The following is a 24,627-nucleotide window of genomic DNA, read 5'->3' on the forward strand; positions in this document are numbered from 1 at the left end:
TGGAGATTTGAATTCGTCGACCTCGGTGTTTGTCATCGCCAAAAAAAAGAGGCCCCGGGAAACAAGGGTGTGTTCGCGTAAACGCGAGACACAAAACCTTGCCCGGAGCCTCTGACTCTCAAATTACCCGTTGGACGCCGCTGTCGAATCCGTGAGTTTCAGGTACTCGTACTTGACGAATTCCTTGAATTTCCGAAGTTCACTTTTGTTGACATCGACGTTCGCGGAGTGCTCTGGACTGTCATCGACCAATGCACCGCGAAGCAGTTCGTAGTACCGAATGCCACCCGCCGTCGCGTAGGAACGCGAAGGGAGAAGGACCGTCGGAGCCTCCCCTTTTTGGGTGCGCCAAACGGAGCATCCGATTAGTTTCATCCCGGCGAGCAGTCCTTCCTCGAAGTGGATCTCAACATCCGCCAGTTTCGATTCCGGTGTGCCGCCGTGATTTAAAACGTAGTGCAAACGCATGTTGCCTCCTAAACACCTACCGCTTTGGTGGCGGTAGTCGTCTGTTCATCGCTTTCGCGCTCGGCTAACGAAAATTCGAGCGTTCGAATCGCCTGCCTGATTGTCTCGTTGTCACTGACATTCAGAGTAATCACCCCCCCATCACTGTTCCCGACGAAAACCACGTATCCGGTCTGCGTGGTTTCAGGGATTTGCCGGGCGAGCGTCGCAATATGGCCAGCCGGCAAACCCATGTTTCTCTCCACGCCGCCAATAAATTTTTCGGGCGTTTGCCTTCCGGAAAGAATAGAAAGTTCAGCTACTGCACGGGTCTGGCTTATAACCGACCGAACAATCTCACGCTTTTTCTCGACCGGAACGTCGTTCGGACGGGTTCCGTCCGACCACCCGCCCTGCCTGATCGCAGCACCTCGCGCAGCCTCTAAATTCTTGGCGATGTCCAGCAGGGCATGCGTCTCCGGATTGCGAGCCACCATCACCCTTGTGTTTTGCTGGACCGCCAAAGCTACCTTCTCGAAGGCAGCTGATGGAATTGTCAGCTCCATCGTGTCGCGGTTGCGATGGTGGATTGCAGCCTGTAACCGGTGATATGACTTGCGCACCCGAACATCCATTTCCGGATTGCCTGTCGTGATTAACCTGCTGGCTCCCAGGTCGATACGATTCTTCATCGCCCAATCCTCATATCCACCGGTGCGATCCTGCATGCAAATGCGTACGACTTTTTCACGATTTTCCTCCTTCAGAGTTTTTTGTGTTTGAAGCGAGTCCCGGTCACTACAAGGAAACTGAGGTCATAGCTATGACCCTCTTTTTCGGGCGCAAGACGCACGAATACCGCATCCGGAACGGAGGCGACGAAATGCCAGCCGAATCAGAAACGGTTAAAGGTTACGAAATGCGAACCCAATATTTTGCTGGGTTATCGACAGGCTGAAAAACACCAAGGTTCGGTGCTAGCGTGTCGCGAATAGCCCCCGGGAGAAGGCTTTACTTCACCGCGCTCTTGAAGGGGAGCGCGTTTACCGGCGATGCAAAAAACCGCATGGCCGGCCGTCGGGTGTGGGCGATTCTCTTAATAGAGAACCTTGAAGGACCCGACGAAAGAAAGCATCTCCTTCTGTGCCACGACGCAAAATACTGACCAAAGGGTAAAACCGTTTCGGTTGGTATGTCAAGATCGAAAAAGAGCGACGATGGCCGAACCGATCAATGGAACGGTTACGGAAGGTTTCCTCGCCAGTGGCGCTCCCCCATAAGCCGCTCGCCGTCCACCCCATAGTAGACGATCTCCACGAATTCCGTTTCCGGGCGCTGCATGATTCCAACATGAGATATTTCAGCGATTCGGTGGGCAAATGCTACCCGAGCGCAAATCGGTTCCAATTGCTGGCCGACATACTCCCCGACCAAGGTGCTTGCCGCTCGCTGATACTTCTCCCAATTCTCGTTGCCCGTTAACCGACGCCCGCCGGGATAGAAAATCCCAGCGCACAGGTAAAGCGCCTTTGCTGCCTCGTTGCGCAATTTCGCCTCCCGTGACTTCTCTTCCAGTAGTAAGGGGAGATTGAAAATTTCGACTAGCGGTTTGCCACTAGTTGGCTGACCGTGCTGCTCATATATTTTTTTAAGTGCCGGAACGCAAGGATCGGCCGCAGATTGTAACGACGCCCAACCCATGCATGTGGCCATGTTGATCTCTCGTCGACGCCGCTTCTCATTGAACTTCACTTCTCCCATATTTCCTCCCCCAAAGGGTTTGAAGTCATCGATTGGAACCCATTGAAAATGAGTTCGTTAGCCGACGCTTTTCGATTACGAATCCTGGCCCTTGACCGCAGTCGTTTAGCCATGGGGCGCCATCCGATGTAAATCGGATTTTGCATTCCCGCTCCGAGTGAGCATCAAGGACTGCCAGCATTGATAAGCGGAACAGAGTCAAAATAATCTTCCCCGGTGTTAGAACCGCCAAACGTGCGATCGCGTAAAATTCCCGCGTTGGAATCCAGCACACATCGCGTGAATATTCCTGAGATCGATGAAGGAAATAACCTCCATCGGGTGACCGAACCCAAGTCGGGATTAGTACCCGGCGTTCGCCGAGGTCGACAACACCATTGGGGTTCATTTGGCGCCAAGCCCGCTTAAAGCGAGACAACACTTCAAAATCAGACCCACTAAGATCTTTTCGATGCGTCGTTCCCATTTATTACCACTCCCTGTGTGGGTTAAAAAAAGTGACGTAGACATGCTCGGGAACCCGAGATGGGTCCCAGAAAAAATTCGGTTTATTCGAAAAGGACCGATCACAGCTTTTGGTTTCGAAGAGGCTGTGCAGCATTTCAGGTAATGCTCTAGCTCTCGACTCAGCGCCGCTGAGCCTTTTGATTTTCTGCCGTATCCAACGTGTTAGATCGAGGATTTGCGGAAGCGCGGATTTGGCATATTTGGCGTGTTCAACGAAGTCGCGTATAACGCGCTCAAGCAATATTATTCGGTAGGCTGGAGTCGTTCTCGCTCGGAGAGTGGCGTGTACTGCTGCCCGAAATGTTTCGATGCGGTCATTTGAAATTAGGATGTCGATTTTCCCGGTACGGCCGACCCGAACGTGGCGGACCTGGTAATCCCACAGTTGGGCGTAACCGTCGCGGATGTCCACCGCCCCAGGGAACTGCTCACGCTCCAATCGAACAAATTTATTGCCGAGTCTAAGACCAGCAGGCCGATCGACCGAGAAAATTATTCCGTCGAATATTTGGGCCGCCAAACGGCTGCGCGCAATGTCGCCCGCCCCATAGTGAGCCAAGAAAAGATCCCTAACGACATCGTCATAGAAACGGTGGTCGTGTATGCCAAGAACATCGAGATTTCGTCGTAGGCGATCCTCATCGATGGACCGCGGAAGATCACTAATCCCTAACCACCAGTGGGCAACTCTCGAATTAGCTTGGCGACGAACCCACGTTAATAGATGCCCCCGATGCCAGTCACACCTGAAAGCCTCACGTTCGCGCTGCAATACGGGAGCCAGCACAAGATATAGACCATATAGCTGACGGACATCATCGAATACGGCCCACCCCTCGCTCTTACAGCGCGGGAAATATTTCGTGGCTAATCGATCCGCGTAAGTGCGGACCGAAGCTGATTGAAACTTCTCAAGGAGCTCGCCATCGGGGAAGGATCGAACACGCGCGAGTCGGCCCTGCATCCGACGCAAATTGTAATAGATGGAATTAGGAACTGGGGAGGTAATCGAGATCGGATTAGTAGCATCGTCCACGGGAGACCTGCCAGCAGAGGTAGCCGCCCCATTTGGGCGGTGAGTCACAAACCTCGAGCGGGAGGAACCCCGCTCCCGGCCGGCAGGCCGGAAACATGAGGGGGCATTTTGGCCCCGTACGGTAGTACCAATCAATTAGATGCTGATTTTGGATTATAAATAAAACAATCCAAAGGTGTCAATATCTTTTTTGCTTAGAAAACACCATTTTCAAACGCAATACTTTCTTTGCAAATGACATCAAGCTCAATGTAAACCAGAATACTCTATAGATATCCATAAGCCCCCCATAGATATCTATAAGCCATCTATGGATATCCATAACCACTTTCAGGATATCCTTGAAGATCATACTTCTCGGGATCTTGCGGCCGCCTCTTTGGCGGCCGTTATTGTTGATTGCAATCGCCCGTCCAGCCAATCGGAGATTGGCTTATATTACGGGCGGTTGCAAACCATATATTGAAGTGGGTATAGATTTCCAAGCGGCCCTTGACCTCGCTGTTGGTTACTCTTACGCTGGTGGCTATTCCAACCCGTTTCAACTTTAATGGCGCCGAGCGCCCTCGTCCCACGGTTTTCCAGCCGCGCTGGAACAACTCGTTTCAATATAGATTGGACCGTGTCCACTCGTTTCAGACCTAAATCCGGCCGTGCCGTCAAAGGAGGTGACGCACCAAGTGTAGGCCAGGTCTAGTACGAGTGACACGACCCCAGCAATCCGCTCAGGCGGTTAAAATACGTCGTGTTCATGGGATTTTAGGAGCAGTTAACGAAACACAAACAAATGCGCGAAGCTCTTTCCATAGGATGTCTTGCCAACATCCTGAAATCGGTTGCCAACCGATTTCCAAACAAGAGAGAGATAAGCGCGCAGGTGGAGAGCCGGATGCGAGGGAAACCCGCCCGTCCGGTTCGGGAACCAGGTCCTGGAGGCTGCCGGATCGTCTAAAAAGCGATTGCCGTCGCCAGATCCGATGCGGTGACCAAGACTTGAGTTCATTCGTTCTTTGAAAATCGAATGTGGTGCGCCTGGATACTTGATTTACCCTTTTGGTCAGGGGACTAGGACTAAAGCGCTTCAGCGTATGTCCAAGTAACCTGCAAGGCCCTCGACGGATTTATCGGGATAAGCGCATAGACGGGCGGCAACCCATCTAGAACTAGGCAAGCGTGAAGCCGATAGGTTTGGAGCAGTCGAGGTAAAGCCGGAAACGGCGAGCTGAGCAACTATGGCGACGGGAAACTGGAAGCCCTCTCGTAAAGTCAGGAGACGGATGATGAGTAGCGCCAGCTGTGACACTTCGCAGCGCGAAAGTCCGAAAAGTGGCCGCATCGGGGCCACCATCTATTTCTTGGCACAGGGGCCGCCTAAAGTTGCATATGGGGTAAGTGGGGTAAGAGCCCACGACGTCGGGCTGCCGCAATCCTGCCTTTTAAGGTAGATCGCGGTCAGTGGCGTTTTCAGGGAATCGGGGATCGAACCTGCCGGATCGTTTGGCGATGATCCGGTTGGAGACAGAGGCTCCGTAGTAATCCCCCCGCACAAGGGGCAACATCTGCGTCCGACCTACGCGTTAAGAGCGCGAGGCGCCTGAGGGACTGGCAATCTCGAGGGGTAAGCGAAGGACAGACGGCATTGTGAAAAGCGATGCGGACGAAGGGAGTTAGCCTGAAAGATTCGTGTTCGTTCCTGTTTCGAAATCCGGACGGATCGGCCGCACTGCGGTCGCTGTCCCTTCTGAGAAACCCCGTCCCCCAGGTCGCCATTTAGGCGACTCTTTGGGGGGACGGGGTTTTCTTTTTCGCGGAGGCGACGGCCAAAAGCGCCGTCGGCGACTTCGAGGTTTACCGTTCCCTCAGAATTCGCTCGATCACCGGAAACAGTTCCTGGAGTTCCGATGCGTCTAAAATTTCAATTCTCTCCCGAAGCCATCGCTTGCGCGATTTTTCCGAAACCGGGAGGATGGACAGAAATAGCGGTTCCTCCTCAAGGTTGGTGCCCGAAGGAAGTCGGAAATATTTGCAGATCGCCCCCAGATTCGGTTTCTCGGGTCTCGCTTTCCCACTGAGCCAGCCGGAAATGGTTGTCGGATGAAGACCCAACGAATTTGCGAAGACCGATTTTTTCCCGCTTCCAAGGCCGTTGATCAGTACCCTAAGATTTTCGAACAGGATATCGACCTGGCTCGCGGCCAACAGATCTATCCCCTTCAACTCAGTTGCAGAAATTCTGAGGCTGGCGGCGATCAGGGCCAGTTCCTTGGCGCCAGGCTCTTCGCCTCGCAACAGATTTTCGGCCCTCCCACGCTCGCATTTCGCCAGAACCGCGAGATGAGCGGTCCAATCCCTTCGGTCAATTTGTTGTTTCCAAAAGAGAAACCGGATGTTCTTGGATGCATTGCCCATGCGGGTAAGCGTTTCATGCCCGCATTTTGTCGTCAAAATATTAGACAATTTGCAATATAAATCTAATTTGTTATCATCAATATTCGATGCCATGCGTGAGAGACGAGTTGCGCTTTAGCTCTTGTTTGGCATGAACGACCGCGTTCAGCCCACCAAGGCGGAACGGGTGCGATGTGGGAGTTTGCGTGTTCCGAAGAATCGCATCGGCTTTACTGTGCGTTTTGTCCCCCTCTTTAATCGGTTTCTCAATCATTTGCGTTTTCTCCCCAGACGTTTCTTTCGCCGCTGACTGGCGGTCGTTGCAGCAGGCCGAACCCGAGTCGTATCAGAAAGGGAAAGAGCTGATCGATCAGCGCGAAAAAACGGCCGACGCGGCAGCCGAAAAAAGAGAAGACGAGATCAACAAAATCGCTCCCGATGCTGCGAAATATGAGCGCTCTTACCTCTACCTTTTTGCCGGCGGCGGCGTGGCGGAACGAAGCGCCTCCCAAGAGGGAACAGACAACAGGAACACGGGCACTACGTTGACTGCGGGGATGGATCTCGACTCGCGCATGTGGCCGGGCGCAATCGAACTGTTCTTCCGCCACAACACCGGCGGTGGCACGACGGTCAGCAACACGATGGGTGTGGTTTATCTCGAACTTCCGCTGCCCACGTTCGGAAGCGTTCCGACGATTGCGGAAATGACCGGCGATCCGAATGCGCGGTCACTCTCCAAAGAAGAACTCTGGAAGAAATATCCGAACGAAGCCCGCCGATGGATGAGCAGCAAATCTCCGATCCGAATCGGCATCGGCACGGGGTTCGGAGGAGTCGCACTCGACAGCGCCAACGGAACTCAGATTCTCGCCGGGTCGACCGTCACCCATGACAAGTCCCGCGCTTCCATCTGGGGCACACCTGTGGCAGCGCGAATCGGATATTTCGGACCTGACACGATGGCGCGCCTGACCGGGTACTACTTCGGATCGTGGGCATCTTCGGACATCGGCGTGAAAGGGATGCGCGACACGATTCTCGGACAGGACGAAATATCAGAACTCGTCGGGACAAAGGGACATTACGGCGAACTCAAACTGGATATCTACCACCGGGATGACGACCGAGTTCTGCGCCGCAAGATCATCAGCGGCTACGGTGTCACGCTTTCTTACCGACAGGGAAGCGTTTCGGGGCAGACCTTCAACCGGAACCTTGGCGTCGGCAACAGCACGGCGGTCACCCTGCCGGATATGAATTTCCGGCAAGCCGACCTTCTCTTCACGATCGGGTACATGAGATAGAGGGCATGCCCCAAATCGATATTGCCAACAGAGCCAGGCTCATCACGCCTGCAGCAATCGTTTGCGACGGTGTCGCTATTGTCGACGGAATCACAATGGACTGGAGTGCGACATATCTCCGAGACCAGCCACCGCCCGGGTCATGGACGATCAACGTTGTACCTTCGGGTGAAAGTTTGGCCGTCAAAAAACTGATCGTGCAGAAAATAATGCAGGTTCTATAACTTCGAAAGCGCGAGGTGACCAATCGTGTTGATTGAAGCGATCAAAACGATATTCTTTGGCAAGAGGAAATCCAACTCGGGATATGGCGGCGAAAACCTCGAAGAGGCATGTAAACGCCTGATTCACGAACGCGCGACCCTAGGTTATTGGGGGTATCTCACCGGCAAAGACAAAAAACTCGAAGTGGAAATCGACCAAATATTTTTCTTGTGGCGGGCGGAATCGAGAGCCGAATGGTCGATTTCGAACAGTGGGGCCGAAACAATCGAAGGTTGTTCTCGGGCATTCAGGAATCTGACCAATTCAGACTTCACTGACACTTGGTCCAACCCGGGATCTCCTAGATACATCGCCGACCCCGGAAAGTCGCCACTCGATCCCCTGGGGGCGATCAGAGTAGGCAATGCAGGGCATCCGGATGTTTTCGGAAAATTCATGAATCGCTTCGGTTCGTGTTTTTAAACCGCGCGACGAACCCATTGGTTCCTGAGAACATCGCAGCATCGCCGATATTCTACTCACATGCCAGCACACATCGGCGCCATCGGGAATAAATCTCAAAGCTGATCGAACCGCATCCGGCTGACCAGAGAAGTATATTGATCTGCTCCTCGATCCAAGTGCCGGTTTTTTATAGCCGCTCTTCCCGACCGGCCTTGTTCGCCTTCACGATCTTCGGCGAGTAGGATGACCTCGAAGCTGAACTTCTCGCGCTTTTCTTCTAGGAAGCTCCTCTTTGCTTTCGCGAACGAACTTCCGCCACAATGACCCGATCACTTCCTTGGTGTGATCGTTGCGCCACAGCGGGTGCACCACGATGCCCCCCAACTCCTCATCAATCAGTTTTTTCAGGTTCAGATCGGAGAGCATCCCCTGGTCGCCAGCCTGTCCGGCCGGCGCATTTTCCTCTCTGATCCGGTTTTGTTAACCAGCGCCGCGAGATCCCATGGCTTGCAATAAACAGGTGTCAATAGTAGTCTCACGCCATAAGTTGCTTGTGTGACCTTCCAAGGAACGGTACCGGGCAAGGATTTTAGGGAGCGAATGAAGGATTCCGCATCCTCTCAGACGGCGGTAGCCATCGGTTTTTCCTTGAAAAACCTTGCGAAGCGCCTTATCCAAAGCAGGAGCCATCGCCGGTTCGCCTCGGGCAACTTACTGATCTCCAGTGCGCGAAGGTACGGCGCAAACCAGGATGGATCGATTCGGTCATTGTTGTTGTCCATTGGTTCCCCTCCTTTCTGGATAGAATGGTCAGAATTAAAAATGCCGTCGCGGCACAGACTGGATATTGACGCCGCGGCACCGACTGGATATCACAATGGCCGTCTTCCACACTCAGGACCGCCATAGCCCCAAATGCAAAAAACCGCCACGACATAATCAACTGTTAGAATGACTCCCAGATCAAAACAAGTGAAGGGAAAACAAATAAGAAATAGACTAGCAATACCTCGCACAATTTATGACGAATATGTGTAAGGCATAGAAGGCTAATGAGATCCAGGGCATAGAAGGCTAAAGAGATTTGAGGCATAGAAGGCTAAATAGATTTAAGGCATAGAAGGCTAAATAGATTTAAGGCATATAAGGCTAAATATATTTAGGGCATAGAAAGATAAATAGATTTAGGGCATAGAAAGCTAAATAGAGTTAGGGCATAGAAGGCTAATAAGATCCAAGGCATAGATAGCTAATGAGGTCCAATGATATAAAGTATTTAGAGGTCAAATCAAATAGTGCTAATTAAAGCTAAAAGTCGGTGAACGATCGGACACATAGGTAACACTTTAGTCCGGAGACATGGGTTACACATTGCTCCGGTCGCTCCGTGATTTCCGTCCTCGATCATCTTCGATCTTTGAGTCTCGTTCGTCAAGGCGTCCAAGACGTACCGGGCCGAAGTGGACCTCCCAGATTCCGTTGTCGATCTCTTCGAGTCCCACGTATTCTCCCCCCAGGACATGGCTGACGTTGACCCACTTTGAGCGCCAGCGGATGCCGCCGTTTTCGCTGACTAAGCGCACTTCGAAGTGGGGCGGGTATTCCAGTTGGGGGAGACGGTTCGGGAACGGCCGGTCCGATGGTTTGTAGAGCGAAGCCGGCAACTGCTGGCCTAGCGCCTCGTGGGGCCGTTCGTGGTTGTATGCCTGCCGGAACGCGTCGAACCGGATCTGCTGTGCCTGGTTGTCCGCGGCGGCAGGCCGAGCGGTCCCGGCTTTTAGTGTCCTGTGCATCCGCTCGTGTTGACCGTTCTGGTCCGGGCGTCCGAGCTCGATCAGCTCCGGGTAGATCCCGAGCCGGACCCACCAGACCGAGAGTTGCGACAGGCGGCCGATGGCGGTTGTGGCGAAGGGGTTTCCGTTATCGGTCCGGATGAAGCGGGGCAGGCCGTACTCGCGGAACAGCCGCTCGAAGACCGGCTGGGTGTTCTCGTGGGACGGCGACAGGAAGCCGCGGACGTCGAACAGGAATCGGGAGCAGCCGTCCGCGATGGTCAGCGGGTAGCAGTAGATCCCGTCGCCGGTCTTGAACTGGCCCTTGTAATCGGCGGTCCAGACGTCGTTGGGTTCCGTCATCGGCGTTGTAGGTCGGCCCGGGTGGCCCAGCTTGCGGCGCCTTCTGGGCGAGGTGACGAGGCCGCTCCGTTTGAGGATGTCGCAGATGGTCGAGCGCGGCGGCAGCGCCATCTCGGGGAACTTCCGCCCGAGGAGCCACAGGATCTTCTTGGCTCCCCAGTCCGGGTGATGCCCGCGGGCGTCCAGGATGCGCTCGACGGTTTCGGGCGGCGTCGAGCGCACGACGTGGTGGGGGCGGCGTGATCGGTCGACGATCCCCTCGGGGCCGTGCTCGACGTACCGCTTGATCCACTTGTAGCCGGTCTTGCGGCTGATGCCGTACCGGCGGCACGATTCGGAGATCGGAATGGAGTCGTTGATGCAGTCGACAAGGAAGAGCATTTTCTGGTCCATGGGTGTGGTCTCGCTCCAAGGCATAGGGCACCTCCTGCGGCACCCTTTAGATTGCCGGGAGTGTTACCTATGTCTCCGGACTATTTTGTAACCCATGTGTCCAGACCGTACCCGGTCGCATTCTAACAAAGCGTTGAAGCTGACAGATCCTTCAGTCACGCTTTTATGTATTTCGCTGGCAAAAGCGCGCCTTCGGCCTGCAGCTTAACGCTAGCGTTAGGCTTGCAAACATAACATTAAATAATTTAATAATAATATATATATTTCCCATCAGTGGAGTTAAATATGAGAGTGGAAATTAAGCGAAAATTCCTCCACATACTTCTTACTTCATACCCATTATTCTATGCAAAATCGGATAATTTTACGCGGTTGCATATCGAAATTACAATTGGGTTTATTATTGTTTGGTGCATGTCGGAATGGTTAAGGGTAAACTATAAATTAGTACACGCACCTACTTACATATTGCTAAAGCACATGACTCGAAAGAAAGATGATGTTCTAACTTCCGGTTTTAAAACCCCAAACTGGTTGATCGGATATCTTATACCTAGTATGCTATTTTCGCAAATACATATTATTAATGGCGTTTGCGTCCTATGTTTTGGAGATACTGCTGCGTCCCTTTTCGGTAAGATTGGGCAACGGAAAAGTTTACAGGGGAGCATTTCTGGTTTCATTGTATCTTCAATATTTTGTTACATCTTTACAAATAGCATATTATTGGCCTTGGGCGCTTCATTTGTTGGTATGCTTATTGAGTACATGACTTTAAATATAAAGGACAATTACGTTGTACCGTTAGGCGGAAGCATTGGAAGCTATATGATATCTCTCATAAAGGTGCAATGATGATAGATAAAATTCCAGTATGCATCAGTTCGGTTTATGTCAAAGAAGAAAGTTTCAAATATTTAAGATCAATGGCGAAGGATATTATAGATAAACATCCATTTCTTATAGGAATTAGAAATCCTGAAGATGTTAAAACCCAAGAACAATTTGACAAGAATATAGGTGAATCGTTTGCTCTGATTCTAATATTAGGAAGCACTCAAAGTAAAGCTGTGACCAAGGAGATGCATCTAGCATTGGAAAGGGACATACCGGTAATCCCCCTTATCCAGACATCCTCCACAGGGAAAAAGATTAAACCATCAAATGCAGTCAAAAAATTATTAGACCATGTAGATTGGAATTTCGAAAACACTAAGATATATTTTAGTGAACCAGATGATTTTAAAGAAATATTGGAGCAACAAATAAAATATAAAATTATTAATAGAATTAAATTAAATGCCAGTGTATACCCAAACCGGATTGATGTATATGACAGTATTATTGAGTCTCTTGACATGTGTAGGAAAAGATGCGTAATTGCCCAAAAAACTCCAACCATATTTCTCGGCCCAAAGAATTATGACCCAAGAGACAAGAAACTATTTATAGCACAATACAATTTATTAAAAAAAGTTAAAGAAGGCAAGCTGGGTCAGTTATTGATATTTTTTAATCACGCCCAAACAAGAGATGCGATTAATGACATTAAGACATACAAAGAAATTGAATTTGTTAAAAAAACCGTTTTGCCTTTACTATTATCAATTAAAAACAACATAGATCTACGAGTTACCAACGGGTCATTGTCGCCATTTATTATTACGGATCATAATTTTATATATAAACTCGAATTGGGAATATCTTTTAGATATATGGTTTTGCCAACAGCAATACTAAATATAGATCAAATAAAAGAAGTTTGTGGGTTTTGCGAAACTATGGGGGATAGCCTGTCTATGGATTCACTTCTAAGTCTATATTAATTATAACAATACAATAATATTATTTATTAGATCCATGTTATTGCTGTTATGCGTATGTATGTTTAGATATCAATATGCAGAACTATGTGAGGGGCTATGTGTTTGAAGCCTAACAAAGCATTGAAGCTGGCGGTTCCTTCAGTCACGATTTTATTATTCTTGGCAAAAGCGCGCCTTCGGACCGCAGCTAGCGTTATGCGGCCCGGAGAGGGCATCACCACATGCCGCCGATAGAGAAGCTTAAAAGAAGACGTGCATTTTTTGAGATGCGGACGGCTTTGATAAGGGTGATACTACATCCATGCACAACACGCCCAAAGTAGATGCTGATGGTGAGTGAATAACTATGAATCAAGACTGGATTCTCCAAAGAAAAGAGACTCGCCGAATCTTCGCCAATGCCACATGGGTTCCATTGCGAGCGTCTTTTAACGACGAACAAAGTCAAGTTGGTGTTACTGAGATAGGTTATGTCAACGAATTCTTTGGCTGCGGATCAGTCGCATTCCCGCCAGAACAACGAGAAGTCGCAGAGCGCCTAGGCTGGAGTGATATTGGCATCGGCCACAGTGCGCAACCATATGCTTACAAAGATGGTCACTATTCATCTATTGATCAGTACCAATACAACGACAAAGAAGCAATCGGCGTTGAGTTTGTTTTCGAACACCATCAGCCGGTAGTCGGCGGTATGCTGTGGATATTGAACCCTGACCTGGTTGTCGCTCTACATCTCATAAAAGAGGGAAACAACTGGGTAAGGCCAGAAGATAATTTCGTTGTCGTGGCTCGTGATGTTCTTGATGATAAAGGAAATAATCGCCTAATCGAGATCAAGCGAGAATTTCTCATCGACTATTTGGCGGCAAGGAACCTTTCACTTCGCCTCTCATATTACCGCCAAAGAGTAGAAAATGTTGCCGCGCTTGAAGGCAGCGAATACGCAAGTCTAGAGAATAGACAAGAACAACGAGACGGTGGGCGATTTGAACTCCTAATTCGCAGTTTAAAGAATGTTTATGGCGGAAGCTGGGCTTCATTCCGAGTGTGGAGAACTGATGTTGATGCGGATGAAGATGCCCCAGTGATGGGGCCGGAAAGTGATGACAACACTGCATTTGAAAGCTCAAAAGGGCATCGCAGTGGTTACCAAGGTGTGCGGGTAGAGGGTGAGTTTTGGCGAGACGAATGGATCGATCATCAAGGGCATAGCGTGCGTGTTCGAGGAGATGCGGATCAAACTCTACCTCAATTCATCGGGGAGACGGACGGGACGCGAATGGCATCTGTCGAATTAGACGATGAAGGCATTGGTCGATGGCTTTGGTTCCGGTCTAGCGTAGTTAGCGATCTTCTCGGTCATCGTGGTTTTTCTCTTGAGTGGTATACGGCGGAAACTGGGGGTATTCGCTCCACGTCTGGGTATGTGACGCACTTTGGCATCAACTCCTCGGATTTGATTACGGTATACGCCTATGATGTTGCCCGCCTTGCCGCGTGGGAGCAGCACATTTGGGCTGCTCATAACGTTGTCCCAGATGGGAAAGTGCCAAATGAGTTGCTAGCAGCACAGGTAAGAACTCAGCCAGCATCTACACATGCTGTTGAAGACTTACTATTCAAAAGTATGCGGATGCTAGAGGCTGGTTTTCGTCAAAAGCTCAGCATTTCTCTGTTCACTCACGACATAGATGATGCGGCAGTTATTCAACAGGTGTCCCGCTTCGCGAGCAAGGATCAAGCCTCATTACTGATGTTGGCGAAAGAGCTTGTTCGTGTGTTCTCGGATCGGCTGAATGTTCGGGAGCTTCGCAAGCTTTCAACCCATGCAGAGAAAGAAAAGCTTGGTTCAAACAAGCTTCTTCAGGATGTATTGACCCAGAAGGTTGGGGCTGATAAAGCCCGCCACATCCTTGGCGCGGTCGCTGGCGCATATGACATGCGAGTAGGGGATGCACATCCGACCGGTTCAAAAATTGGAGATGCCATAAAACTTGCTGGAATTGACGAGAGCAACTCGTTCTTGAGACAGGGTGAACAACTCATTTGCAACTTCGGACGATCAGTTTGGTGGATAGGCAAATTGCTTTTTGGGCAACCGGAAAGTCAAAGAAGCTAGTCAACATTCCGAATAACAAGGCGCTGCACCGGACGGCAATTCAGCTTCGCTCCATTGCCGCCGGTTAGCTTGGTCGTTATGTAGACTAAACAACAAAGGAATAATTACATGAAGGATATAAAAGAAAAAATCCAGTATATTTATCATAATATAGACGGAATTTATTACTTTTTAGCAAACACAGGCATCAATGATCATTCAAAACGATGTGTATTAAGAAGATTTTTTATCTTAGTTGATTCATATTTTGAAATGATAGGTTACTTAAAAAATAACCTATTTAAATATAGGACTATAAACATAACAATAAAGAAATCTATTGAAGATAAAATTGCTTCTATAAAAAAAGAATGGGATAAGAATTACGAAATTATAAGGAACAAGTATTCAGCTCATCATCAAGAAGTGGATGATTTAATTCTACTTGAGTGGTGGAATGAAATAGATTACTCAACTATTACATATTTTTATAAAGAAATGAATGAAATAAGAGCAATTATTACACAGCATGCTAATGTTTTGACTCTCACGCCTACTGATTATTTTGAAATAGACTTTTCAGATACCTGTTTGAAGGAGAGGGATGAAGGTGTTTATTATTTGGCACATGATAGATTGGCCATTTCAAAGAAAAACACTGTTGGAATTATAAGTGGCAACGAATTTCAAAGAAAGTGCATGCTTATTCTTTCAATCGTCGATTTTATTTTTATCAATTGCTCATTAACCAGGAAAACGGAAAACTATACAACTCATTACAATAAGATCCTATTTGACTCAGCCTGGTTACTGTTATGTTGTGACACATATTCTTTAATTGAAAATATGTATGAGGATAGTGATTATGGATCTTCTTTGCTGTCTTTAAGTCCACCTGATTGGAAAGGAAAGTTAATTATTGAAGATGGCAGCTCAAATCGGGATAAACCATTTGAAGAAAATCTGAAAATTTTAAGAAATAATTTCGCAGCACATATAGACACAAAAAAGGAATTCACTTTATTAGTTGAATTATTTGATGATTTTGATCTTAAACGCATCCATGAGAATTGCATTTTAAATATGCAGATTTTTCAACGTGCTTGCATTTCAGATATTCGTACAAAAATGTTTGCATTTCGTGATCAAAGACTATCAACCGATATTTTGGGTATTTCTTTTAGTGGACACAAAACAATTGATAAATGAGTTCTTTGTTCAAATAAAGTCATCACATAACAAGGATAATATAGCCGACGCAAAAATCAGCCGGCTGATTAGCGGCGTTAGGCTTGTTTTGTTGATTGTGTAAAACAGATAAAAGCTTTGGATGCCAAAGGGGGAGTAAATGTTGGAATACGTTTTTAGTAATATAGAGTACTATCTGCCGGTGTTTATTCCTATATTTTTAACCGTGTTAAGTGTGCTTTCAGGCATATTGACAGGGAGAATAGAGAAGAATTTTGCTAGTGTTTTAAAGATACACAATGATATCGTATTGGGTCTATTCAGTTTTATTATATGGGCACTCGTATCATATCAGCAAACAGGGCTAATAAAATTAAATAAAGATTTTTCTATAAGCTTTATAAGGGTTATCGTACTGCTATTTATTAATTTCATTGCAGTTATCATAGGGCTAATATTGGTCAATCACAAATGGCATAGCAACAAAAATGCACCAAATGATTTGGAACATCAAGAACACATAGGGCAACCAATTATACATAAAAGCACTAAAAGCATTAAAAAGGAAAACTTTTTTAATGGGGCTTTTTTGTTGTTTACAATATTTCTTGTATTCCTTCCATTATTCATAAAAGTCAAGACTGTTGAACCCAAAGAGAATAGAAGTAAAATTGATTTCCGTGTTGCAATTCCATATTACGACGAATCAATCGCGCAACAAGTCGGGTTGGCGAGATGGGGTAGTAGGTCTCTTTGCGAATTATATGACATTAAAGCTAACGATAAAAAAGACGCCATTACCCAGGCTTTGCAAGAATTTGATAGGGCAGGGAGAAATCAACAGGCGTATAGACATAAAAATACATCAAGCCAAATTGTAAATATAAAAAACGATTATATATTATGTGTTCCGGAAGAATAGCCTAACAAATCGTTTAAGCTGACAGATTCTCCAGACACGCTTTTATGCTTTTTCGCTGACAAAAGCGCGCCTTCGGCCTGCAGCTTAACGCTGGCGTTAAGCGAATTCAATGTGGAGTTTAATTCTATGGTTCGAGTTACATTTTATCATCCGCCCGTGACTAAACGAGTGCCTTTCCCGCTAGACGCTTAAGAACTTTACCGCTGCCTTCGCCACTTGAGCAACACCTGCCCCACAAGATTCTAGCCGCGTTTGCAAACTGGCAAGATCCATGTTTTTAGCGTTGGCCTCTTCGATCACGGCAATGAACTGGTCATACGAAGCTTGGTCTGTGATCTTCGGACGTAACGCTTCGAGATCGGTTTTTGTCGCTTTATTGAGAGACTCGTACTCCTCCGCGAGCAGGGCGTCTGTCCTCTGCGCGGATTCCTGCGATTTCTGCCTGAGCTTCGCCTTCAGATCGTCCTTGCCGCTCACTGTCCGGTTCCTCCCTTGGTTTTTTCGAGCAACTCTTTCTTCTTATTGCTCAAATCGTTGACCTTGCTCTTCACCCCTTCCAGCTTGGTAAGGGCCGTTTCCGCTTTCCTTGATGCGTCGATCAGCTTCTGGTTTACCTCGTCTCTAAGATCCGCTAGCTTGAGGGATTTTAGCGTTTCGTCCTGCACCTCCTGAACCTTCCGGATGCTATTGAGGTGAGCGGTGATCGTCGCATTGGCGCGGATCAGACGGGCAAAGGCATCATCAACACTGGCCTGCAACGCCCTCTCGTCTTGCTCGATGGGCGTCAGCAATTCCTTCTTCTTTTTTTCGATATCTTCTATTGCGACCTCGGCCCAAGTGCTTACACCCTCGAACGCCTTCAGCGGATCGGGATCCTTGGCCATGGCCACAAGATCCCCGCTCTTTATGAAGTCGCCGAGGTAGGCCGGGGTCCAGCGAGTGTCGATGTAGGTCGTCGTCTGTGTTCTGAGGCTATCGAAATGCTCACGGATCAGTGCCTTGTATGAGACGTGTACGGCTTCGATGTCTTGGCCGACCGTGTAGGAAAGCTGGACGACTTCTTTCGGGACGGTTGCACAGCCCGCGATCGAGAGAGGGAACAGAAAGACCATAAGGATCGACAACTGCTTCACTGTGATTTTCATAAGCGAGATCTCCGTTGGAATTTCTTCCCCTCGGGTTTAGGGAACGGGTCATGTTGGGACGCAGATAAACGCATATTACTCTTTTCCGCAATGATCGCCATTTCAACCGCACATTCATCCTTCAGTGAGCACCAACCAACGCCCTAAAGGTGTTTTTTTCCGGAAGTGGCTACGGCGAATTTTGGCGGCGCCAGGCGTTCCACTTCTTGGGGCTATCCTACCCCTTCACCGTTAGGCCACCAGCGGAATACTCCGCTTGTCGATGAGCCCGTCCAAAACCAAATGGGAAATATAGGCCGTGACCATGCCAGCGGGAATTCCCGCCAAAACTCGAAAGATCACCTCGGCGAGAAAATGGAAAAACTGCACAATGGGATTCAAGGAAGGATTTTCTCTTGCGGCCCGGTGATACTCGGCGTGCTCCCGGCACCATTGTTCCCATGAGTCGATAACAGGAAAGGAGTTGCCAAGAAGTCCGATCATTCCAACGCTATGGAAAGCACTTCGATGGCGGGATGAAGTTGCCGGTTCGAAAATGTCAGGCAGTTTCCCGCCCACGTAACCGCCCAATCCGCCGCCGAAGGCCTCCGCGAGTTGCATGCTCGGTCGTTGATCTCGTGAGCGATAAATTCCAGTTATGGTCCCGGTCACAACCGCGACCGGGGTGTGAATTATTGTGCTAGGCATTTTTCGATCTCCTGTGGATTGTCGGGGGGAGGCCACCCCTCCCCCCGTGTTTACTTCACTTGCCGCGGCCGGAGTTGTTATTCGTCGGATCGTTCATGACGTATACCTGTCCGGATTTAGGAGTTGGGGGCATAGGTTCACCTTTGGTAATCGTTCGCTCCGTACCGATATCTGCCCCCCTGGGGCCTTGTATACCGTACTGTCCGGACCTGGGGGCGGGAGTGCCTGGCTTAAACGTGTCTTTAGACATTTTTCGTTCCTCCATGATGTTGGCGAGCCCTTCATCGTCTATGCTTCCCGGCAGAGGTGGCCCGCCGTTGCTGTTGACGTTTCTGGTCCCCGCTGGTTATAGGTGAGCCCCTTGCTCACCTTTTTCTCGGGCCGAAGAACAAAATTTCTTTCGGCTCGAAGGCTGGTATTCAGGAGTGGGGAGGGTTGCCCTCCCCCACCTGGTCTACGCTTTCACGAGAATGCGAAACGCTCGCAACCCGTACGCAGAAGCGTAGACCCGAGTCCCGTTTTTACGAGTCACGTAAGAAACGAAGACATACGTGAACCCGTCGGGCGGCTCCGGATACACCTTTCCCATGGGGCACCTCCTTCCTGCCCCACCAACATCCTGTTGACGTGATTTTATTCAGAGGAGTAAACTAGAACTTCTGAATCGAGGCAGCCGGCCTCTCACGTCCTTCGGGGCTGATGGGGCTATGTTGGGGAGTACGGACGCCAATCCGTCTCCCCAATTTTGTTTCTACGACATCGCGTTAACCAATGCCAAGATTTCGGACTCGAATATCAGCAGCTTGATACGAAACGTTCAACCTGTCCGCGATCATGCTCGGGCAACCGAATCTATTCGACATGATTTCCCGAACCGCGTGTTCCGGCATGAGCAGCGTTGCCGCCAGTTCGTTTGCTTGCCACTCAGGGTCAAGGTACGCAGGAAACTCACCCCTTCGCTTCAACCCCTCCATCCCGCGATTGACCATGACCTCTCGAACTTTCGCCGCGTGCAAAATTACATGGCTGGCCTCATGCATCATCGTGAACCGCGCCCGGCCGTCCCCGTTGCACATCTGGTCGTAGATGTCAGGTGGGATAATTACCATCTTGTCCTTCGGATGGGTAAGCCCCTCCATCCCTGCAGGGAGCTGTTGAAGGTCGAAGATGAACCCGTGGTCATGAACGATTTTCTCGAACACCCAATCGACTTCCAAGGGGGTGGCCGCAGTCAGGCACTCGGGCTGATATTTAGAAAGTAGCCGGTGCCCCTTTTCCGAGATTGCCTTTCTGGACAACGGGTCGACGACGGGCACTTTCATGGTCAGAGTCCTTTCGCTCGGTTAAGCAATTCAGTGATTTTATCGGCCGTGTCCTCATCCATGTCTTCGAACGTCCGAGCGAGGGCAAATGCCATATTCCGAATCGGTTCCGTCTTGGTGTCCACGTCGAGTTCAATTTTTTTCCGATCCCGCCGAGCAAGTTCCGACATCTCGTCAAGGTTCGCACCAAGCAACTCGCAAATTGCGGCGAGCTTAGTCGACCCGGGTGGATTCCGCCGAGACATTTCAATGTCGCAGAGGTACGCTGGGGCCATTTCGAGCTTCCCGGCAAAAGCTCGCAAGGAGAATTTTTTGGCCATCCGTAGCTGTCTCAACAGTGGGCCAAATGATCCTGCCATGATATGTTCCTCCCCTCCCGTTAGGGATTAATACCCCAACGTTAGCGAACATGACGAACACTGTCAAGCAATTCTGAAAGCCGGTGCTCATTCGCCCTTCCCAAACCGATTTTATTCAGCCCCTCACGACCCATGGTTTATCGCACAACACGGTAAGGAAACCACACAGTTACATATATAGTGTGATTTTCTGCCTGACATACAAGATATGGGGGCTGTCAGGCGCTGTCAAGGGAAAGGACGTTATCGTATGCAGATTTTTATAACCCATTGATTTCGCCGCGGTTTTTAAACTTACCCAGACGACGTTCCTGCAAAATGAGTGGTGGAATTTCCTGTGGAACGGCATCATTTTCCGTCCATTAACACCCTGTTTCTATGAAGTATTATTATGGTACCCCGCCCCATTTCTGTGAGAAAGCTTAGTGATCATATTGGTTCGAATTTACCTCATGTAAAATAGATCGGTAAGGTCGTATTCTGAATCGCTCCACTTACGGGCGCAGGACCTTCTCCTCCGAGGCTGAACGAGTAGGCATCAGCCCCGGCACCCGATAACCTTTCATGTTATTTGTGCCAGCCTCCCGATCAAAGCCTGATCGGCACAGCGATCTGAGGAACGAGCGCTTGAAGCACGTTGTGCGCGTCCAAAATTTCCTGATGAAGCTTGGGGTGCCTCGGAGCAACGACAGTCACAACCAACGCATAACGTATAAGTGGCGCCCCTGATGAGGCCGCGCCGCCCGCCTCCCGGGCGTTGTAGTGCACATCGAAAACCGGACCGAGCAGACTGGAACCCCGGAACGTTTTCCCAGCGTGAAGAACCGTTTCCCACTTCCCGAGGTCTGATCGCAGTTCGGCCTCAGGCCGGTACACGGCTTCAGGGAAGAAAGTCTTGGAAATCGCATTTGCTGCCCTATCGTCCCGCTTATCTCGATGGGGGCGGAAAGTTATACTCAATCCAGCTTTCGTGTAAGCCGCAGCGTCCTGCGGATCGACAGGGCTGGCATAACAGAACGTGGCCAGAAGCAATACGTTCCCTTGAAGTTGGACTTTTGGCAAGGGAACCGGCGCACGCAGAAATTTCCCGGGTCGCAATTCGCCCTGGTAAATAATTCTCGCGACGCCGTCGTCACAGGTTATCAACTGGTTCAGGTCGGCGGGAACGCGCCCCCAACCAACCTCAAGCGGGTCGCCAACCTGTCCACCTTCGCAGCCGTGGATCAGTAATGCCTTTATCGTGAGCGGGTGCACCTCATCGCCGAGGATGGCACTAATCCCAACAGCCGAACGGAGCGCGAGTGGTGCCGCAAAACTCGTCCCGAGTGTGGCAGCCAATTCAGTCGTTGAACCGGGGGTAGCGACATGAAAATACTCCCGCGGAGATCCCCCGAAGGCGAGGAGATCCGGCTTTCTGCGACCAGGGCTGCGACCAGGTCCTTTCGCGCTATAGGGCGCTCGACGCCAACCAGCGGTGGTATGATCTGCGGCTCCAACTGACAAAGCGTTGACGCTGTCGGATGGGACTTGAATTCGACTGAGCCCCGTAAGGTCGTCCCGCTCTCCGTTATTGCCAACCGCCACGGTCATTACGGTTTCCCCGTCGCTGAGGATGCTGTCGATCACTGCCGTCCACGCGTGGACATCGTGGTCTTCGATCGCCAGACTGGGACCTAGGCTCAAGTTGATGAACTGGTATTGACGGGAGAGCAGCACGGTTTCAACATGAGCCAAGGTGCGGTAGAGCTCATATTGATCTTCAGCATCGCTCTTCGCGTCCAACACCCTGTGATGGTCAACAGGTGCGTATGGTCGAGAAGCAACAGAATCAGGCTCGATCGGCCCGAAAAGCAGAGCCGACGTCACGCCAAGCCCGTGCGATAGGTATTCCGGCACATCACTTGCGGCCGGATCAGAAAGAAAATAGCGACGAACGTAGCCACCTAGCACATGCTCGTCTGGGAGACCTCCGTCGAGCACACCGACCCTAGGCTCTTTCGACAAAGGTCCTCCGCTCGGTAATCTGAAACTAACCGACAACGGAGTGCTGCGCACCATTGGTCGCACGCCTCGGAGCTTGGGCATGCCGCGGACAACGCGCATCATCGTAAACTGAGCCAGTCGCTCGATTCCGGCAGGATCCCCTTCAATAGCGAGGAACATGAGTCGGCCAGCCGTAAAAGCGAACTCATCGTTCACTCGGAAACCGCAGGTTGCTGCGTAGTCGGCAAAAAGTGCGCGCATGTCAAGGTCGACGCCTTCGGGCGGCAAATGGAGGCCAACCTCAAAAACATGCTCTTCGGAATTGTTGTTGCCCTTAATCCTGTCAGCCGCGACCATCGGGGCAAAGGCCTCAATCTCGGTGAACTGCTGGGCGCCCGGCATTTCCTCGGTCAAGTGGCGGGCGAAATCCGTAAGTTGCCTTAGCATCGAACGCCGACCTGCAACGAATAACTCGGTTGTTTCGACTTCGACCGGCGCCGTGGATTTCACCACATGTCTCGGCCGAATTCGCAGGGTACGGGACCCAACTGACGCAAGCCCCGTCTGATCGAGCAAAGCTTTAGGGAAGTACGACTTGGCGATGTAGGCCGGATGAAGTGTCAACCTCGCTACGACGATCTCGCCCGGACACGCCTTGGACGGCAAAGCCGCAAACGTTTCGTTGGCTGCGCTTATTTGCGGCAGAATCGCCTCTTGGGCTTCTGCCAACGTATACGGGCGTGCCTTCTCGCCCATTCCCTTCTTCGGGGCATCGATCCGGTAAGTCAGCAGTTCGCCCCTTCCGATCAGATAGCGAGTCGGCATTTATTTCATCCCCCTTCCTCGTCTCGGTGACGGCCCCGCGTGTTTACGAATCGTGTCTCTCGACACACCCGTCAACTGACTAATTTGCTGGTGGGTGTGCTTGCCAGCCTTGGCGAGTTCAATGGCCAGGCTTAAATGCTCGGCCTTGCTAAGCGTACTTGTCCCTTGTCCCACAAGACTACAGACCAGTTCCTCCAGCGGGGCCGTTTGAAGAGCATTACCACGCCGCAGTGAATTGACCGCACGCTCGACGTCCGAAAGCGACCGGCCTCGCATCGCAGCTGCAATCACGTCGACCCAAGGCTCAAATACAGCCGCGTCGTCCCCCAGAAATCGTGGCACTGCAGCATCGATTGCGGAATCATCAGGCGAGTCGAATTGGAGCACGGCATCGAATCGCCGCCATAAAGCTGTATCAACCAATTCCGGATGATTGGTGGCGGCCAACAACAGGCCGGTGTCTGGCCACTGGTCCACCTCCTGCAATATCACGGTGACAAGACGCTTGAGTTCTCCGATGTCCGATTCGTCGCTGCGGCGTTTAGCAATCGCATCGATTTCGTCCAGCAATAGCACTGCCGCGTGCGCTTTCGCATGATCCAACGCTGCGCGTATGTTGCTACCGGTCTTACCCAAGAAACTACTCATGACCGCTGTCAAGTCCAGAACCCAAAGCGGTTTCCCAAGGGACCTCGCGATCCAGCGCGCTGAGAGGGTCTTGCCCACACCAGGCGGCCCGACCAGCACCGCTGAACGAGTAGGGCTGATGCTCCGAGCAACTAGACGGTCACGCTCCAGGCGCTCATTTATAATCGCCTGTATTTGGCGAAGCAGCCCAACCGGCAACAAGGGAGGTGCCAATCCCTCTCTGTCATCGAATACCCTTATCAACGCTAGCTGAGAGTCGCCATCCACAGGCGCGGCGTCACTCGCAACATTGCCAGCTAATGCGCCTCGACGAAGTACCGCGCTTCCGGCAGAACGTGTCTGTGTGGTCTTTAAGCTCTCATCGAGGCGATCAGCCAGAGCGGGATGGCGCTGGCGATACTTGCGCACCAGTCGTGCAAGGAATAGGCGAACATCATCATAAGACTGGGAGGCAGCAAGCCTCGCCAAATTGGCGATATCGGCCTCTATATCGCTTAAATCATCATTTCCATTGGTCATTGCCTTATTTTACCTGCATATTCTATAATTTTATTAATGGCTAATTTTATGACGATTAATATTATTTAGTCAATATTAATTTGACCTGGTGGATTTGACCCAAGGTATTTATCACATTTCGCCTCTCCCCTGGTTTTTTCCGATCTCCTCACTTTCGCAAGCGATTCAATGGTGAATCATGCCACGGGATTGGGACAAATTTGGGACCGATATTTATTTTTGTGGGGGAAAACCGGGTGAAAACTGCAACGACAGCAAAACCCCCTTCATAAAAAGAAGTCTATAATCAGCTACTTGTGCGGATTCATAGAATTGCCGGACACTTGAGGGGGTGGTGGGGAAACCCGTGCGGGTTCAAATCCCGCCTTCGGCACCATGTTGAAATCAGAAAGGCCCCCGGGTTCCTCATCCGGGGGCCTTTTTCAGTTTCAACTCGAGCCGAAGGCGGGATTTGAAGGGAGC

General features: G+C 50.3%; 20 protein-coding genes. 7 read left to right on the forward strand and 13 right to left on the reverse strand.

What is annotated here, in order from left to right; genetic code table 11:
• Positions 1–123 precede the first annotated feature (123 nt).
• The 3 genes from VGK27_06770 to VGK27_06780 form a co-directional block, all read right to left on the reverse strand.
• On the reverse strand, positions 124–468 hold the full coding sequence (locus VGK27_06770) for a hypothetical protein (protein HEY3489806.1): 345 nt from the start codon (positions 466–468) through the stop codon (positions 124–126).
• Positions 469–476: 8 nt separating this feature from the next.
• On the reverse strand, positions 477–1,139 hold the full coding sequence (locus VGK27_06775) for a hypothetical protein (GenBank protein ID HEY3489807.1): 663 nt from the start codon (positions 1,137–1,139) through the stop codon (positions 477–479).
• Between the two features lie 550 nt (positions 1,140–1,689).
• Positions 1,690–2,208, reverse strand: a complete 519-nt coding sequence (locus VGK27_06780) for a hypothetical protein (GenBank protein HEY3489808.1) — start codon at positions 2,206–2,208, stop codon at positions 1,690–1,692.
• A gap of 892 nt (positions 2,209–3,100) precedes the next feature.
• Here VGK27_06780 and VGK27_06785 point away from each other — a divergent pair.
• Positions 3,101–3,346: a hypothetical protein gene (locus VGK27_06785; protein HEY3489809.1), complete on the forward strand. Its 246-nt coding sequence runs from the start codon at positions 3,101–3,103 to the stop codon at positions 3,344–3,346.
• A gap of 2,253 nt (positions 3,347–5,599) precedes the next feature.
• Here the strand turns inward: VGK27_06785 and VGK27_06790 are convergent.
• Entirely contained in the window at positions 5,600–6,160 is a 561-nt protein-coding gene (locus tag VGK27_06790; protein ID HEY3489810.1) for a hypothetical protein, read from the reverse strand.
• A gap of 185 nt (positions 6,161–6,345) precedes the next feature.
• Here VGK27_06790 and VGK27_06795 point away from each other — a divergent pair, with 185 nt between their 5' ends.
• Together VGK27_06795 and VGK27_06800 are read left to right on the forward strand one after the other, a co-directional pair.
• On the forward strand, positions 6,346–7,446 hold the full coding sequence (locus tag VGK27_06795) for a hypothetical protein (protein ID HEY3489811.1): 1,101 nt from the start codon (positions 6,346–6,348) through the stop codon (positions 7,444–7,446).
• A gap of 249 nt (positions 7,447–7,695) precedes the next feature.
• Positions 7,696–8,133: a hypothetical protein gene (locus VGK27_06800; GenBank protein ID HEY3489812.1), complete on the forward strand. Its 438-nt coding sequence runs from the start codon at positions 7,696–7,698 to the stop codon at positions 8,131–8,133.
• Between the two features lie 204 nt (positions 8,134–8,337).
• Here the strand turns inward: VGK27_06800 and VGK27_06805 are convergent, their stop codons facing one another.
• Both VGK27_06805 and VGK27_06810 read right to left on the reverse strand, forming a co-directional pair.
• Entirely contained in the window at positions 8,338–8,541 is a 204-nt protein-coding gene (locus VGK27_06805; protein HEY3489813.1) for a hypothetical protein, read from the reverse strand.
• A 938-nt stretch (positions 8,542–9,479) separates the two neighbouring features.
• A complete protein-coding gene (locus VGK27_06810) occupies positions 9,480–10,667 on the reverse strand; it encodes an IS481 family transposase (GenBank protein ID HEY3489814.1) in 1,188 nt (395 codons plus the stop codon).
• Between the two features lie 827 nt (positions 10,668–11,494).
• Between VGK27_06810 and VGK27_06815 the strand changes: the two genes are divergently transcribed.
• From VGK27_06815 to VGK27_06830, 4 genes are all read left to right on the forward strand, one after another.
• A complete protein-coding gene (locus tag VGK27_06815; protein HEY3489815.1) occupies positions 11,495–12,469 on the forward strand; it encodes a hypothetical protein in 975 nt (324 codons plus the stop codon).
• A 346-nt stretch (positions 12,470–12,815) separates the two neighbouring features.
• Positions 12,816–14,588 carry a hypothetical protein gene (locus VGK27_06820; GenBank protein HEY3489816.1) on the forward strand — a complete coding sequence of 591 codons (1,773 nt, stop codon included), beginning with the start codon at positions 12,816–12,818 and terminating at the stop codon, positions 14,586–14,588.
• 108 nt (positions 14,589–14,696) lie between these two features.
• Entirely contained in the window at positions 14,697–15,776 is a 1,080-nt protein-coding gene (locus VGK27_06825) for a hypothetical protein (protein HEY3489817.1), read from the forward strand.
• 139 nt (positions 15,777–15,915) lie between these two features.
• The gene (locus VGK27_06830; protein HEY3489818.1) at positions 15,916–16,677 is read left to right on the forward strand and encodes a hypothetical protein; all 762 of its coding nucleotides are present in this window, start codon (positions 15,916–15,918) and stop codon (positions 16,675–16,677) included.
• 180 nt (positions 16,678–16,857) lie between these two features.
• Here VGK27_06830 and VGK27_06835 read toward each other — a convergent pair whose 3' ends face one another.
• The 7 genes from VGK27_06835 to VGK27_06865 all read right to left on the reverse strand — a co-directional run bounded on the left by VGK27_06835 (position 16,858) and on the right by VGK27_06865 (position 24,165).
• The gene (locus VGK27_06835) at positions 16,858–17,154 is read right to left on the reverse strand and encodes a hypothetical protein (GenBank protein HEY3489819.1); all 297 of its coding nucleotides are present in this window, start codon (positions 17,152–17,154) and stop codon (positions 16,858–16,860) included.
• Positions 17,151–17,822, reverse strand: a complete 672-nt coding sequence (locus tag VGK27_06840) for a hypothetical protein (protein HEY3489820.1) — start codon at positions 17,820–17,822, stop codon at positions 17,151–17,153. Before VGK27_06840 ends, VGK27_06835 begins: the two co-directional genes overlap by 4 nt.
• 231 nt (positions 17,823–18,053) lie before the next feature.
• Complete coding sequence (locus tag VGK27_06845; protein ID HEY3489821.1) at positions 18,054–18,422, reverse strand: hypothetical protein; 369 nt, start codon at positions 18,420–18,422, stop codon at positions 18,054–18,056.
• Between the two features lie 851 nt (positions 18,423–19,273).
• Positions 19,274–19,831 (reverse strand): ImmA/IrrE family metallo-endopeptidase, encoded by a 558-nt coding sequence (locus VGK27_06850; GenBank protein ID HEY3489822.1) that lies wholly within the window; start codon positions 19,829–19,831, stop codon positions 19,274–19,276.
• A 2-nt stretch (positions 19,832–19,833) separates the two neighbouring features.
• The gene (locus VGK27_06855) at positions 19,834–20,190 is read right to left on the reverse strand and encodes a helix-turn-helix transcriptional regulator (protein HEY3489823.1); all 357 of its coding nucleotides are present in this window, start codon (positions 20,188–20,190) and stop codon (positions 19,834–19,836) included.
• 588 nt (positions 20,191–20,778) lie between these two features.
• Positions 20,779–22,998, reverse strand: a complete 2,220-nt coding sequence (locus VGK27_06860) for a S8 family peptidase (protein HEY3489824.1) — start codon at positions 22,996–22,998, stop codon at positions 20,779–20,781.
• Entirely contained in the window at positions 22,999–24,165 is a 1,167-nt protein-coding gene (locus tag VGK27_06865) for an ATP-binding protein (GenBank protein HEY3489825.1), read from the reverse strand.
• Positions 24,166–24,627: the final 462 nt, after the last annotated feature.

The sequence above is a fragment of the Candidatus Deferrimicrobiaceae bacterium genome, from assembly GCA_036504035.1.
Classification (GTDB): domain Bacteria; phylum Desulfobacterota; class Deferrimicrobia; order Deferrimicrobiales; family Deferrimicrobiaceae; genus JANXPS01.